General features: G+C 59.8%; 10 protein-coding genes. 4 read left to right on the plus strand and 6 right to left on the minus strand.

Annotated features, from left to right (window positions below):
* Positions 1-365: 365 nt before the first annotated feature.
* Complete coding sequence (locus Asbog_RS08735) at positions 366-1,148, minus strand: Bax inhibitor-1/YccA family protein (protein ID WP_083510803.1); 783 nt, start codon at positions 1,146-1,148, stop codon at positions 366-368.
* A 329-nt stretch (positions 1,149-1,477) separates the two neighbouring features.
* Between Asbog_RS08735 and thpR the strand changes: the two genes are divergently transcribed.
* Entirely contained in the window at positions 1,478-2,047 is a 570-nt protein-coding gene (gene thpR / locus Asbog_RS08740) for an RNA 2',3'-cyclic phosphodiesterase (protein WP_062164830.1), read from the plus strand.
* A 1-nt stretch (position 2,048) separates the two neighbouring features.
* Positions 2,049-2,642, plus strand: a complete 594-nt coding sequence (locus Asbog_RS08745; protein ID WP_062164831.1) for a uracil-DNA glycosylase family protein — start codon at positions 2,049-2,051, stop codon at positions 2,640-2,642.
* Positions 2,643-2,680: 38 nt separating this feature from the next.
* On the opposite strand, the gene Asbog_RS08750 is transcribed toward Asbog_RS08745, so the two are convergent.
* Genes Asbog_RS08750 through Asbog_RS08760 form a run of 3 tightly spaced genes read right to left on the minus strand, consistent with a single transcriptional unit; the run spans position 2,681 to position 7,172 of the window.
* Positions 2,681-3,412 (minus strand): MarC family protein, encoded by a 732-nt coding sequence (locus Asbog_RS08750; RefSeq protein WP_062164832.1) that lies wholly within the window; start codon positions 3,410-3,412, stop codon positions 2,681-2,683.
* Positions 3,412-5,508 carry a lysylphosphatidylglycerol synthase domain-containing protein gene (locus Asbog_RS08755; protein WP_062164833.1) on the minus strand — a complete coding sequence of 699 codons (2,097 nt, stop codon included), beginning with the start codon at positions 5,506-5,508 and terminating at the stop codon, positions 3,412-3,414. Before Asbog_RS08755 ends, Asbog_RS08750 begins: the two co-directional genes overlap by 1 nt.
* Before the next feature lie 38 nt (positions 5,509-5,546).
* Complete coding sequence (locus Asbog_RS08760; protein WP_062164834.1) at positions 5,547-7,172, minus strand: lysine--tRNA ligase; 1,626 nt, start codon at positions 7,170-7,172, stop codon at positions 5,547-5,549.
* 167 nt (positions 7,173-7,339) lie between these two features.
* On the opposite strand from Asbog_RS08760, the gene Asbog_RS08765 reads away from it, so the two are divergent.
* A complete protein-coding gene (locus Asbog_RS08765) occupies positions 7,340-10,234 on the plus strand; it encodes an ATP-dependent DNA helicase (protein ID WP_062165822.1) in 2,895 nt (964 codons plus the stop codon).
* Positions 10,227-11,372 carry a glycosyltransferase family 32 protein gene (locus Asbog_RS08770; RefSeq protein WP_062164835.1) on the plus strand — a complete coding sequence of 382 codons (1,146 nt, stop codon included), beginning with the start codon at positions 10,227-10,229 and terminating at the stop codon, positions 11,370-11,372. Before Asbog_RS08765 ends, Asbog_RS08770 begins: the two co-directional genes overlap by 8 nt.
* Before the next feature lie 131 nt (positions 11,373-11,503).
* Here Asbog_RS08770 and Asbog_RS08775 read toward each other — a convergent pair whose 3' ends face one another.
* Positions 11,504-14,476, minus strand: a complete 2,973-nt coding sequence (locus Asbog_RS08775) for a TonB-dependent receptor domain-containing protein (RefSeq protein ID WP_062164836.1) — start codon at positions 14,474-14,476, stop codon at positions 11,504-11,506.
* 352 nt (positions 14,477-14,828) lie between these two features.
* Positions 14,829-15,728 carry a LysR substrate-binding domain-containing protein gene (locus Asbog_RS08780; RefSeq protein ID WP_062164837.1) on the minus strand — a complete coding sequence of 300 codons (900 nt, stop codon included), beginning with the start codon at positions 15,726-15,728 and terminating at the stop codon, positions 14,829-14,831.
* Positions 15,729-15,822: the final 94 nt, after the last annotated feature.

The raw sequence follows: 15,822 nt of genomic DNA on the forward strand, positions 1-15,822 counted from the left end.
CCACGACACGTCTCATCCTTGCCTCGCCTTGCTTCGGCAAGGCGATCGACCGGTTGATCAACCGCCTGCCTGCACGCTGGGCATCAGCGCCCAGCTCTGTTCTGTTGTTTCCGCCCGATTGGTCTGCAAAGCAAGCACTGATCAAGACTTTTCATGGGGCTGTTCACAATTTGAACACAAGTGTTCATCTTTAGAATCAGGGCTTTAGCGTACATTATCGCTTTTCTGCCGCAATTCATTGCGGATTTTTTAGATTCAGTTCAGACAGAAATAACAAGTTATCCAGACCGAAATAGTCTGAATAAACAAAAAGGGGCGTGCCTGTGACACGCCCCCTCAAATAAACGATTGATCTAGATCAGTAGTCAGCTGTTGTTATTATTACGAACGCCCATGAACTGGAGCAAAAAGGTGAAGAGGTTGATAAAGTTCAGATAAAGCGAAAGCGCATCGTAAACACTGCGCTTGCCCATTTCCTCCGGCCCCACATAGGACAGGTAGTATTGATAGGTTGCGCGGATACGCTGCGTGTCAAACGCTGTCAGCACCGTGAACAGCACCACACCGATCAGGCTCACCATGAATGACATGGCGGGGCTGTGGAGGAACATGTTGACCAGACTGGCTATAACCAGACCGATAAGCCCCATGAACAGGAACGAGCCAAGCGAACTGAGGTCACGGCGGGTCGTGTAGCCCCACAGAGACATCGCCGCAAACGTTGCTGCTGTAACGAAGAACGTGCTCGCCACGGAGGTATGGGTATAGACAATCAGAATATTCGACAGGCTGGCGCCCATCACGGCGCAGAAAGCCCAGAACAAACCCTGCGCAGTCTGACGCGACAGGCGGTTCACACCGAATGACATGACCATGACAAAGGCCAGCGGGGCGAAGATCGTGAGCATTCCCAGCCCCGTCGGGCGGGTCAGAATGCCACCCGGCGTCAGAACCTGCTGGAAGAAGAGGTCACGCAACGAGGTTTCGGCTACGGCATATGCCACGAAACCGGTCACCACCAGCCCCGCTGTCATCCAGTTATAAACGCTGAGCATGTAGGCGCGCAAACCGGCATCGACCGTATCGACCCTGGCGGCTCCGGTGTTACCCGAGGTATTACCAGATCGAGAATTTGGAACGAAAGCCATGACACCCTTTCCTGAGATTTGGCCGGACTGGCCTTTTGTTTCTTCAATGTGGCGCTTTTAGCATAGTGGTCAAGTCGGCCGCGAGGAACGACATTCTAAGATACATTCACCGCGCTTGCCGAAACCGCTGCGATGCGGTGCGTTATAGGCTGTGACGTTACGACAGAACGGATCTCAAACGCTATCGAATTGACTCCCACCCTCATTCCGCGCCCCACGCCGCATCCTGCATGTCGGCTCTGCTCCTGCCCTCTCTGATCCGGTCCCTGCGGGGATATCCTTCCGCCAAAGGGCCACTCTTGGCTCATCCCGCCTGACAGGAAGTGTTCATGCGTCTGTTCACTGCTCTCGACCTTGCCAGCGAGCACAAGCGTCTTCTGTCGTCCCTGCGCCGTCCCATCGCCGGTGTGACATGGCACCCACCGGAGACCTATCACCTCACCCTGCGCTTCATCGGCGATATCCGCTCTCGGCCGATGATGGAGGAGCTTGACCATACGCTGGCCGCCATCACCACCACGCCCGTCCAGATCGAGCCGAGTGGGGTAGGTATTGCGACACAGGGCACCCGGTCACGTCTTTGGGCAGGCGTGGCGCCGTCCAGCAGCCTGATGACCCTGCAGGGCAAGATCGATACCGCCCTGAGGCGGTGCGGTCTTGCTCTCGAGAAGAAGCGGTTTATGCCTCACATCACCTTGGGCGTTTTTGACGGCGATCCGGGCGCCGAGGTCATTCGCTGGATTCAGGGGAATAATCTGATGCGCGGCAAGCCGGTCATGACGGAGCACTTTGTGCTGTTCCGTTCCCACAGGGGGGGTGATACGCCTCATTACGAAACCTGCGCCGAGTACGCACTGACACTCAGCGCCTTGCCGCCACTCGAAGCGTGGTCTTTCTGAGTTGCCAACCCCAAAACCTCAGGAGAGCCTCGCAGATCTGGTAACGCGCGTCAGAGCGTGCCGTATCTGTGAAGCCTCGTTGCCCCTCGACCCCAAACCGCTCATCCATGTCTCGCCAACGTCGCGTGTCCTCATCGCGAGCCAGGCGCCCGGCACCATTGCCCATGAGAGCGGCAAATCGTTCTACGATCCCTCGGGGCGACGTCTGCGAGAATGGATGGCTCTCTCCGAGGAGGATTTTTACGACACGGCCAAAGTCGCCATTCTGCCCATGGGGCTGTGCTATCCCGGTCGCCTGCCGAATGGCGGTGACAAGCCACCCCGTCCTGAATGCGCACCTGCATGGCGCGACCAGCTTCTTGGGCATCTCAAGGAGCTGCGGCTGATCCTGCTGGTTGGCTCCTACAGCCAGCATTACACGCTGGGGCGTAGATCCGTAACGGATCGTGTTCGTCACTTTCGGGATTATCTGCCCCGTTACTTTCCGCTGCCACATCCATCATGGCGAACGGGTGTGTGGGAAAAGCGAGCGCCCTGGTTCCGCGAGGAGGTCATCCCTGCCCTGCGCCATGAGATACGCAACGCCTTGGCCTGAAAAGCCCTGCCCGCTTGCCCAGCTCAGCTCAGCTCAGTTTAATCCAGCAAATTGAGTTGGCGCATATGCTTGAGTGTCGAGACAACGAACCCCTCCAGCCCCGCGAACAGGATCTGGATACCGATACAAAGCAGAATGAGGGCAGCAAGACGGCTAACGATGCGCGCCCCGGTCCGTCCAAGCGAGCTGACGATGCGCTCGGCATAGGTGTAGAAAATGACCACGGTCAGGGAGACGGCAAGTACCGCTAGGGACAAGCCGATGATGTAGCTGGCAGCCGAGGCCCCAAGCGTACGACCCGAACTCAGGGCAATGGCCACGGCAATACTGCCAGGCCCCACGGTAAACGGCATGGCCAGAGGGAAAAACGCTCTGTCTCCCAGGTCGTTATCTGCGTTGGCAGTATCATGGTCGAAAACCTGCCGCTCCTTGCGCGCCTCGCTCTCCTCTGGCGCCAACAGAAGCGCCCATGCGCGCGAAGCGACGACAAGACCACCAGACACGCGCAATGCATCAATGGTGATCCGAAAGAAACTGAGGATCCACCCACCCAGCCACACCGACACCATCAGAATGATGAAGGAATAGAACCCGACGGTCCGGGCCAGACGGACCACCTGTGCTCGTGGGCGACCAAGGGTCGTTTGCGCAAAGATAAGCGAGGCGCCCAGAGGGTTGACGATCGAGAACAGGGCCGAATAAGCCATCAGCCAGATGGCCGTTACGTCGCTGATCCTGACCTGTTGCGTCAACACATGGGGCAGGTGCATCACCCGGCGGCCCGATCGGCACGGGCCTTGACCGACAGGAAACGTCTCGTGTGCAGAAGGCGTTTGAGCCGCCTGTGCTCACTGCCCAGCACCGCCTTGACCGCCTGCAGATCCTGCGCGAGGCAGCACAGCGCCCCGGTTTCACCCGGACCGTTGGGGCAGACCGTCATGCCGATGTCATGATAGACCCCAAGAAGCGCTTGTCCCACCTTGATGAACACGGGATGACGCCCCTCCTCAAGGGCGAGATCGCGCAGCCGCCAGATCGCAGCAATACACTCGGTCTCCGCGCCGGCAGGGTCTCCAACGCCGATGATGAACTGACCCGTGCGCAGAAACGGGATACCGGCACGGCCATTGTCATTGAGGATCAGACCACTCGGGCGACGGGGGCCAAGCTCCTCGAGGGCGTGAGCCAGGTTGCGGTAGAGCGTCTCGCTCTCCTTGTCCCAGGGACGCACCAGAACGTGGCTTCGACGCAGCATCTGGATGACGGCGACAATGCCGAGCAGAGCCGAAATGCCAAGCGCCCAGCGAACGACCGAGGTATGCGCATCATAGATGAGCGACCGCCACCAAGCATGGCCGAGATGATGGCGCAGGGCAAACAGCCCCACGCTGCCGAGGCTGATGATCCAGAGCGTGACCGGCGCCATAAGTGTCGGGCTGAGGGGTTCGGCAAAGAGCCGCGCTTTGCGATAATAGCACGACCGAAACGGCGCGATGAGGAACATCACCATCATCAGGCAAAGCGGAATCGCTAGAGGCCCCTGCCGCAGGATGACCAATGGAATGGCAACGCCCAATAGCGTAAGCGCCGCCCGCCATGCCGCAGTCACGCGCTGCGCCAGCCCTGCGGCGACCCCCACAAGCATCACCCCGGTCAGGCACAAAAGGAATTCTGCCAGCTGCAACATGAGATGGGTGAATGGCGTGCCAAGGAGGGGCGCAGGAACGGCCACTGCGTAAAACACAAGCAATATGCCGGTCCCGGCCACCACACCTGTCGCGACCGTCACCGAAAAATCGGCCTCGGACTCACGCACCACCTGGCTTGGACGCCGTGCAAAAGCACCCGCTGCCGCCCCGCCGCGGCGCCGTGCCCAAGCCGCATCACCACGCAGAAAGAGCTCATGAACGGCAAACATGCCACCGGCCAGAAAGAGTGGAATGATGTAATAAAACAGGCGGAAGGTCAGAATAACGCCAAGGATCTGCGGGGTGGGCAGATAGGGCCCAAGCGCCAGAAGCATTGCGCCGTCGAACACGCCCAGTCCACCCGGCACACTCGCGACCAGACCGGCAGTGTAGGAGGCAATGTAGATGGCGAGAAATGCCGGAAAGCCGATTGCCGCTTCGGGAGGCAACAAGACATAGGCAATCATCGCTGTCATCGCCATGTCGGCGGCGCTGACAATGACCTGTGCCACAGCCACGCGAAAACCCGGCACGTCAAGCGTGTAACGCCAGATGCGCATCTGGCGATATCGCAGCGACACGCCGAGATAAGCGAGCACGCAGAGCCAGGCCGCTGCACCACCCAGTTGCAGGACCAGATGGGGCAGATGAGCCACAAGCGGGATATGGCCGGGCTCGAACAGGAACACGCCGCCTATGAGCGCCATCGCACCAAGCAGATAGGTGGTGGAACAAAAGGCAATGATCTGGGCGATACCGCCGGGCGACACCCCCCAATTTCGATAAAGCCGAAAGCGCACGGCAGCGCCGGAAATGGCCGAGCAGCCCAGGTTATGCGAGAGCACATATGAACAGAATGCTGCAAAGGCTGTGCGCAGGAACGACTGCTTTGACCCGATATGATAACAGGCCAGCCGGTCGTAGAATGACAGGATGAAGTAGGACAGGAAGGTGCAGCCCACGCCAGCCAGCAATGCCTGTGCCGGTATGGCCTGAAGAGCGCCCCTAATCTGGGCAAGAGAGAGCGATTTGAGCTCTTTCTGGATAACGTAGATTGCCGCCACCAGAAGAACGAGCCCCAGCAGCGCTGGAAGACGACAGGCCACGCGTCGCCAAGGGCTCGCAGGTTTGGCCTCGCCTTCCTCACAGCAGGGTGTTGTCTGTTCCTGAACGGTCATGAACCCTCAATCAAGGCTGCTGATCGTCTCTTCACCTGTCAGTTATTGGCATCAGCCACGGCAACATCGCGGGCAAGAGCATTTTCGATCAGCGCCACTGTTTCCGGCAGGCCGAAAAGCGAAGCGAAGATGCCAAAGCGCGGTCCCTCGGTCTGCCCGAGCAACACCTCGTAGAGACACCCGAACCACGCCCTTAGCGGCTGGATCTGATGTTTCTTGCCAATTTCAAAGACGATATCCTGAACCTGAACAGGAGATAGTCCGGGGTCTGCCAGTTTCAAGGCGTCTGCCAGATCCTGCAGGGCAACGCGCTCAAGATCGGTCGGGGCACGGAACGTCTTGGCCGGGCGGACGAACTCCTTGAAATACACCAGAGCATGGCCGACCAGACGGTCGACATAGGGGTGCGTTTCCGGCGAGAGGCTCGGGTCGTAACGGCGCAGGAATTTCCAGAGGGTATCGCTGGTCTCGGCATTGGCGACCGAGGCCAGATTCAGCAGGGCCGTGAACGAGACCGGGCTTGAAAGCCCCTTGTCGAGCGTGCCGCCATGGATGAACCAGGCCGGGTTAGCGCGCAGCGTGGTCTCGTCTTCCGTCTCGACAGCCTTGTCCAGATTGGCCAGATACTCGTCCATGGCACGGGGGATGACATCGAAAAACAGGCGCTTGGCGCGTGTTGGCTGATTGAACATGTACTGCGCCAGACTCTCGGGCGGCGCGTAATGCAGCCACTCCTCGATCGACAGACCATTTCCCTTGGACTTGCTGATCTTCTGGGCGTTCTGGTCCAGAAACAGCTCGTAGGTCAGGCCCGCGGGCGGGGCCTTGCCAAGAATACGGCAGATCTTGCTGGACAGCTTGACGCTATCGATCAGGTCCTTGCCCGACATTTCGTAATCGACGCCCAGTGCGTACCAGCGCATGGCCCAGTCGGCCTTCCACTGCATCTTGGCAAGACCACCCAGCACGGAGGTCTCGAAATTCTCACCCGTCTCGGGGTCCTGCCACTGCACGGTGGCGGCAATCGGATCGACCTTGGTCACGGGCACCTGCATGACCTGACCGGTGCGCGGATGAATGGGCAGCACAGGCGAGTAGGTTGCGCGACGTTCGGCACCCAGCGTAGGCGCAATGGTCGCCACGACCTCGTCATGCACCTCAAGCATACGGCGCAACGCCGCATCGAACCGGCCCGATGTGTAATAATCGGTTGCGGAGGCAAACTCGTACTCGAAGCCGAAACGGTCGAGGAATTCGCACAACATCGCGTTGTTATGTGCCGAGAAACTCTCGAATCTGCCGAACGGATCAGGGATGCGGCTCAGCGGCAGGCCGAGATGCTGCGCCAGCATCTCCTGATTGGGGACATTGCCCGGAACCTTGCGCAGCGCATCCATGTCATCGCTGAAAGCCAGCAGACGTGTCTTGCGTCCCGTCAGGCGTTCATAGGCCAGACGCACCCAGGTCGTGCGCGCGACTTCACCGAAAGTGCCAATATGGGGCAGGCCGGACGGGCCATAACCGGTCTCGAGCAGGGCCGGAGCATCGCCGCCTCGTGCCTCGACATGGGCCACGATTTTTCGCGCCTCCTCGAACGGCCATGCTTTTGGCAGGTCGAGGGCGTCTGGAGTGAGGGAGGCGTTGTTTTTTGCAATGCTGGACATGATTGGTCGAAAACTAGAAATAGTTCCGCCCCGGGTCAAGCAAGTTGGCGTTAACCCCTCTTCTTCACAGGCTGCCCAACGCGCCCATTCCACCCCGCTCCAGGTCGCATATGGCAAAGGAAACGCTCTGCTGGCGGGCGAGCGCGAGTGCGTCTATGGTCAGTGTGATGCCCACACCCTCCCGCGCCTTACCTTATGATGCCCCTGCCCTTGTAACGACCAGAGCGCGGGCGTCGGTTCTGACACCGGATGGCGAGCTTCTCTCCCTCGACGCGAATGAGGCGGCGCAGCTGCTGGCGACGCTCCCCCCACCGCTGCTGATTCACGGTCCGGCCACAATCAGGAGACTGGGTCTCACGCCACCGGGTCAGGTCGTGCCGTGGTTCGATCTGCTCGAACTGTTCCTGTTTCTCTTTCCCACACGCCCTGTCGTGCCGACCCCTCGGGGTATGGCTCTGGCATTGGGGATGATGGCCCCTGACCCGTGCGAGGCCGATTTTCTGCATCAGCTTCTCGAAACGCTGCGCCAGAGTCTCACCCGTCTGGCAGAGACGGGCGAGGCGGACACCATGCGGGCCCTGCTTCCGCTTCTGTCTCGTGCAGGCTGGGCCTGGGCGGCGTTTGTCGAGACGGAACTGGCCGCAACTCCCTCAAGACAGCGCCATCCTTACGAGGCGTTGCGCGTCTGGCGGCGACTGCCGCGCTGGGAGGAGCTGGCGCAAAGACCACCGCCGGGAAGCCGCCCCGTCAGCCCGGTCGAGGCGCGTACCCGCCTCTCGGCCATTCTGGGTAACAAGGCCGAGACGCGCCCGGGTCAGGCCGATTATGCCTCGGCCGTCACCCACGCCCTCGCCCCACGTGAGGGATTCGGGATACCGGAAATCGTGCTGGCGGAGGCCGGGACTGGGACAGGCAAGACACTTGGCTATATCGCCCCGGCCAGTGTCTGGGCCGAACAGAATGATGGACCGGTCTGGATCTCCACCTATACGCGGCATCTGCAACGTCAGATCGAGCAGGAGCTGCATCGCCTCTATCCCGATGATGCCGAACGCCGAAATACAGTCGTTCTGCGCAAGGGACGGGAGAACTATCTCTGCCTTCTGAACATGGAAGACGCAGTCAACACGCTGGCGTCGAGGCCAAACCCCTCACCTGCTGCCCTTGTCGGCTTGTCCATGCTGGCCCGCTGGGCTGAAGCAACCGAAGATGGCGATCTGATGGGGGGCGACCTGCCAGGCTGGTTTGGCGATATCTTCGGTACCAGCACGATCTATGGCATGGCTGACAGACGGGGCGAATGTATCCACGGCGCTTGCCCGCATTATCAGACCTGCTTTGTCGAACATTCCATTCGTCGGGCACGCGGCGCCAATCTCGTGATCGCCAATCATGCTCTTGTGCTGTCGCAGGCAAGCTGGGCCAGCCTTGCACGTGATGATGTGCCTGATGAGGACCAGCTTCCAACGCGCTATTTCTTCGATGAGGGGCATCACCTGCCCGAGGCGGCAGATAGCGCGTTCTCGCTCGCCCTTTCGGGACTGGAGGCGGCGGAGCTGCGACGCTGGCTGCTCGGCGCCGAGGGCAGCCGCTCGCGGGCGCGCGGATTACGCCGGCGGCTGGAGGACCTCGTTGCCACCTCCCCGGCGCTGGAATCGCCGCTGGATGCCATTCTCTCCGCAGCCCATGCCCTGCCCGCACCGGGCTGGCTCGGTCGCCTCAATGGGGAGGATGACGCGACGGAGCCGGAGGTGCCGGAGCTGATTACCAACAGCGCCGAACAGTTTTTCCGGGCGCTCAGAGCGCAGCTCGAAGCGCGCCGCATTGGCGCGGCGGGACAGGACACGTCCGAATGTGAGCTCCACCCGGCTGGCGAGACGCTCAGGGGGGCAGTAGAGCCTTTCGATACGGCGCTGCGACGCCTGCTCACGCCGCTCGAAACCCTCGTCGAGCGACTCAAGGCCCTGTTGAGCGAGCCGGATGACGCGCTGGAAGCGGCGCAGAGGCTGCGTATCGAGGCCATGATACGCTCTATCCGCCGGCGGGCCATTTCGCGTGTAGAGGGCTGGATCGCCATGCTCGACACCGTGCTGGGCGACACCCCTGAATCGGGAAGTGCGTTCATCGATCTCATCCGGATCGAATATGTCCCCGGCCGTCCGGGGGAGCGCGATATCGGTCTGCACCGTCACTGGCGCGACCCGACCATTCCCTTTGCCTCAGTCATGCAGGGGCCGGCGCATGGCATCCTGATCACCTCGGCCACATTGCGTGACCAGACACCCCCGCAGGGTGAGAGCGGCCCTGACCCCCGTCTGGTCGAACAGGGATGGCAGGCGGCCGAGACGCGACTGGGTACGCCGCATTTCATCAAGCCGCCCATGCGGGCCTCGCTGCTCAGCCCATTCGACTACGCCAGCCAGACACGCGCGCTGATCGTCACGGATGTTCCACCGAACGATCTCGATGCGCTGGCAAGCGCCTACAGGCTGCTTTTCATGGCGTCGGAAGGCGGTGCGCTGGGGCTGTTTACCGCCATCTCCCGTCTGCGCGCCGTGCATCAGCGGATTGCGGCACCGCTGGAGGAAGCAGGCCTGCCGCTTTACGCGCAGCATGTCGATACGATGGATAATGCCACCCTGGTCGATATCTTTCGCACCGAACTCCATTCCTGCCTGCTCGGCACAGATGCGATGCGCGACGGCGTGGATGTGCCGGGTCAGGCGCTGCGTCTGGTCGTTTTCGAGCGTACACCGTGGCCGCGCCCCGATATCCTGCATCGCGAGCGGCGCAAGGCGCTCTCCCCCGACGACCCGCGCGATTACGACGACCGTCTCACGCGTATGAAACTGCGTCAGGCTTTTGGCCGGCTGATACGCAAGGGCGATGACCGCGGGGTATTCGTCATTCTCGATCGACGCATGCCCTCACGCCTCCTTTCCGCTTTCCCTGAAGGCGTCGATGTCGAGCGTGTGAGCCTTGCGCAGGCGGTGCGGCAAATCGGGGAGTTCCTCCCTCATGAGCCTCACGCCGTAACGGAAAGTGATCCGCACGATGTCTGACACAGCCCTCGTGACCATGTTCGGGGATGTCCTCATCCCCAACGGGAGAGAGACTCCCGAAATGGGGGCCGCAGGGCAAGAAACGCCCGGAATGGGGACAAACGGGACAACTGATAGCCTCACGCCGAATACAGACAGTCCCATTCGCGGCACGGTTCTGGAGGGCACTGGGCAAACCCTGCTCGGCATCGATACGCAACGCCGCCTGTTGCTCAATGCACCTGCCGGGTGGAACCTGCATCAGACAGCGCCCGCCGTGTATCAGCTTCGCGATGCCTCCGGCGCCATCTGGTCGCACGCCCCTGACGGCTCACGCGATCTGGTCATGGAACGCGCCAGCTGGAGCGAACTCGTTTGCCTCAGCCTGCGCCGCTTCCCGGTCATCGCGCCAGCACAGATATCATCCGAGCCCGTGCCGCGTCTGTTGCATTACATCTGCAATGATGTGGCGACACTGGACCCCGCCATTGCAGCCAATATCGAGCGCACGGCCCAGATGAATTCGGGATGGTCGCTCAGGCTGTGGGACGAGGCTGCACGTTTCGATTTCATATCCGAGCATTATGGCTGGGATGTGCTGAAAATATACCTGATGATTGGCGGGGAATACGGCGCCGCCAAGGCGGATTTCTTCCGTTATCTGCTGATCTACAAGCTGGGTGGGGTTTATCTCGACCTCAAATCGACGACGTCACGTCCGCTGGATGAGATGATACGCGCGGATGATACGTATCTGATCTCGCAATGGAACATGTCAGGCTCCGGGCTGCACAAGGGATGGGGCATTGGTGCCTCGATCGCCTATGTTCAGGGTGGAGAATACCAGCAATGGTTTCTCATCGCCCGGCCCGGTCATCCCTATCTGAGGCGGGTGATCCAGCTCGTGATGACCAAGATCCTGACCTATCGTCCCGAGGTGCATGGCGCGGGCGCGGTCACGACATTCAATATCACGGGCCCGCACGCCTATACCAAGGCAATCTATCCAATCAGAAATGCTCACCCTCACAGGGTATTCGATGCTGAAAGCGAGGGGCTGGTCTATTCGATGATCGAGGATCATCGTTCACGCAGCGGCAGCAACTACCGCGAAGCCCGGTCGCCCATCGTGACCGGTAACGATTCCTATCGCCTGTAAGTCCGCAGCCTTCGCGCAGCCGGACATGCAACATCCTAAACGAGATAAGGCCGTCGAACGCAGGGTCCGACGGCCTCTCACACAGGGCGTTCGCGCCCCGTTACACGAGGCGCGTCACCCTTGGGGCAGGATCAGAAATTGACCCCGGCCTGAAGGAAGACATAGCGGCCATAATAAAGGTCGCCATAAAGACCGGCGGCGCTGTTGGTCGAGGCATCGGCCACGAAGGGCGGCTGCTTGTCGAACAGGTTGTTCACACCGGCCTGGAACGTCCACTTGTTCAGACGATAATCAATCGTCAGATCATGCGAGAACACGCCGGGGGTCTTGTAGCGTCCATAACCAAGGGCCGTACTGAGATCCTGCGATCCGTTGTTCCACACCATGCCACCCGTATATTTCATCATATAGGTGACACCCCAGTTGCCATGCTGCCAGTTGACCGTGGCGTAATCGCGCACGCGCGGCTGGCCTGTGCCCGACTGGTACATTAGACGACCGGCATAGTTGTACCACTGTCCGCCCGGCTCGTTCTGCTGCAGGTAGCTGATGAGCTGCTGGAAGTTGTTGCCCAGCGTCACCACATCTTTGGGTGTTACACGGATACGATAATCAAGGTCGAAATCGATACCGCTCGTGCGCAGACCGCCGATATTGGCATAGTAGTCCGTCACAGAGTTCAGCTGGCTGGTGCTCGAGACGCGCGTGATGTTGTTGCAGTAATTGGTGCTGGCACCTGTGTAGCACTGGTCAAGAATATACTGTGAGCTCAGATACGAGATCATGTTCTTGATCGTGTAATGCCAGTATTCCACCGAGGCGGAAAGACCCGGCACCCAGCGCGGTGTGATCACCGTACCGATTGTATAGGTGCGACCGGTTTCCGGCTTCAGCGATGCGTTACCACCATAAAGTGTCGGCACCTGACCCGAATTTGCCGCAACGAAGGTTGAGGTGTTGATGCCCTGCTTGGCGCAGTTGGCCACGACATTGGCCGAGAGCGATCCATAGGAGCTGGCCTGGGCGCAGGGATCGGTTGCCGAGGCGTAACCAAGGCTGCCCCCTGAATAGAGCTCATACACATTCGGCTGGCGATAGGAGCTGCCGATGGTCGCGCGGAAACGGATATCGCGGATCGGCGCCCAGTTGATCGAGGCCTTCCAGTTCTTGGTGCCACCAAAGGTGCTGTAGGATGAATAGCGCCCCTGCGCATCGATGGTCAGATCCTTGGCGAGGAAGACGTCGCGCAGAAGCGTCGCCTTGCCTTCGAGATACCCTTCCGTGACGTTGAACCCACCGCCGGTATAGGAGGCCGAGTTGGTGAGCGTGTCGCCTGACGCCACAACAGCATCAGGATGATAGGCAAGCTGCTCGCCACGATGTTCCATGCCCAGCGCAAAGCCCAGATCGCCGCCGCCCTTCCAGGGCATGGTGGCAACATGGTTGTTGTGCATGCGCAGGTTCAGGTCGCGCAGCTGGTAATAGTAATGATCATGGCTCGTGTAGTTCGAATAAGCCGCAGCCGCCGAGGAAAGGGGCTTGAACGGATCGGACAGTACACAACCGGCAGAGGCCTGACAGACCGACGGGTTATAAACGAGCGCAGAACTTGAATCGGTCGGATCGACCTGCTGCAGACCGTATTCCTGCAGAAGCTTGGCATAGTTGCCCACACCCGACATCTGCGATGTCACCTGGTTCCAGCCATAGGTGTAGGACAGATCGTACATCCAGCCATGGGTGATCTCGCCCTTGGCGCCTGCAATGGCAGTGTAGGTATCGGTCGCTGTCTCGGTACGACGGTTACCCCATTCGCCGTAACGCTTGTACATCAGCACGTCTTCGCCAAACGTGTTGTATGGCGCATCGGCCGGGATCACGAGGCTGGACGGCAGGTTGGACGGGTAGATGCTGCCCGTCATCGGCTCCGGCGCCAAGGTGGTGCTGGAGGTACGGTGGCTGTACTGGAAATTGGCATAGGGCGTGAAATGGCTGTTCACGTCATAATGCGCGTCGAAAGACAGCGTGGAGTTCTGCAGCGAGTTGGTCAGGGATTGCTGCGAGCCGTAATTATAGCGATCTGCAGAAGTGGCCGTGTGGTAGCCGGTCCCACTGGCATTGGGAATATAAGTCCCTGAATCGGTGAAATACTTGCCCGTTGTCGGGATTGATGAACCATAGAGCAGGTCGGACGCATCAGTCGGATCGTTGATCTGCACATTGCGTGACCAGGCGCGGTTGCGCTGCATGATCCCGCTCTTGGTCATATACGACCCGAACAGTGTCACGTTGCCCTTGCCATGATCGAAGTTCCAGCCCTTGTAGCCGGAAATCTGACCCGTCTGGCCATCACCGACATCGGTGATCCCGCCGCGAACGGTAATGTTCGCGTCATTCAGGTCATGGCGCATCTTGATATTGATCACGCCTGCAACGGCGTCAGCACCGTAGAGTTCGGAGCCGCCATCCTTGAGGATTTCGATGCTCTGAACCTGATAGACGTTGATCGTGTTCAGATCGACGCAGCTGTTATTGCCGTTGAGCGTGGTGCGCTTGCCATCGATCAGCACCAGCGTGCGGTTCTGGCCAAGGTTGCGCAGATCCACGCAGGACGACCCGCCCGTACCATTCGTTTGCGAATTATAGGTGCCCGACGAACCGACAGAAGGCAGGCGCTGCAGATAATCGCCTACCGTGGTGGCGCCTGTCTGCAGGATCTGCTTGGACGTCACGATCTGGACCGGGTTGGCATTGGCGTTGTTCGAGGTGCTGAGCGCCGAACCGGTCACCACAATGTTTTCACTGCCACCCCGCGCCCCACGACCGGAAACCGGCGCGAATGTGTCGTTGCTGGCCGAGATCGAGCGGACGCCAGCGCCCTGCGCAGCCGGACGAACGAGCGGTGCGGCAGAGGCTGCAGGAGCGGTAGTGGCCTGGTTGCGCGCAGCGACAGGGGTTGTCTTTCTGGCTGTGCGCTTGTGGGTCTTATGTGAGGGTGCCGTTGCAGACTGGGCGGCGTGGGCCAGCTGCGCCTGACCAAGAACCAGACCTGCACCAACTGTGGAGACAAGAAGCAATCGCCGCTTGTTTCTGATGATCTTCATAGTGTTTTCGACCTCCAAAAGGCGTTCTGGGAGCGAAAAGATTTCACAAACGAAATCACGTCTAGAGGCTTATTGCACATCAAATCGCGCAGACACTGATCATTGTATTTTTATCACAGAGTTACTTACGGTTGTTGTAAACTGAACTCATATCTTACCTTTGGTTATTCGAATTACACTTCTGAAATAATCAGAATCATTCGGAAACGTCGCGCGATATGGCAGTGTCGGGGGCAAAAGACGACCAGCAGGCAAGCGACTGATCTGCGCGCAAGCCAATCGCCGTGAAGCACGGCACCGTCGGGTGTGCTGTATCCCGCCTTCAGGCCACCTTCTCCCTGTGATGGAACGCTTACGCGCTTGGGATGCGGAAAAACGCCGTGAAGGCTCTCAGTGCAGCCGGGACGTGCCTTCGGGAGGGATAATAGGCATGAAAGCCCTCCCCCAACGACGCCCACTCAGGCAGAACCAGTTCAAGCTGGCCATTATCGAGAGCGGGCCGGGCTCTCGCTTCGAGACAATAGAACAACCCGCCCCCGGCGCTGGCGCAAGCCAGCGACAACTCGCTATCGCCAAGAATGACCTGCCCCGGCACTTCGAGCACGCATTGCCTCGACCCCTCACCCAGTTCCCATGGATAAAGGCGACCCGTGCCGGTGCGGATACGAATACAGCGATGCTGCATGAGATCCTCAGGCTGCTGCGGACGACCCATTGCGTCGAGATAAGCCGGCGCGCCGACGACAACCCAGTTCAGATCTGAGGTCAGGCGCGTCGCAATCATGCCTTCGGGAACAGTGCCTCCGTAGCGTATTCCTGCGTCAAATCCTTCCGAAACGATATCCACCACACGATCATCAACCACGATATCCAACTCGATCGCCGGATACTGCGCCATGAATTCGGCCAGTCGGGGTGCCAGCAGCAGATTGGCCGCATCCCGCAGCGTCGTGATCCGCAACCGACCGGAAGGCGACGCGCGAAACGCATCAAGTGCCGCCAGAGTGGCATCAATCCGCGCGAATTGCGGGGCGATTTCCGCCAGGAGCATCTCGCCAGCGCCTGTCAGCCTCACCTGACGCGTCGTACGGTGGAAGAGCCGCACTGCAAGCTTACGCTCAAGCTGCGTCATGGCGTGACTCAAGGCCGATCCTGTCACACCGCGCAGCGAGGCAGCCCGTGCGAAACTACCCGCCTGAGCAATCGCAATGAAGCACTCAAGACTGTCCTTACTCACACCACCCGCGGTCATTTATGAATCTTCCTCATCGGTGCATCAAGTTCGAGTCAGTAAACCACCGGGGTGCACACCTGTTCCATATCCCCGTGATCAATCGGGTTACTTT

Origin of the sequence: Asaia bogorensis NBRC 16594, assembly GCF_001547995.1 — a bacterium.
Taxonomy (GTDB): domain Bacteria; phylum Pseudomonadota; class Alphaproteobacteria; order Acetobacterales; family Acetobacteraceae; genus Asaia; species Asaia bogorensis.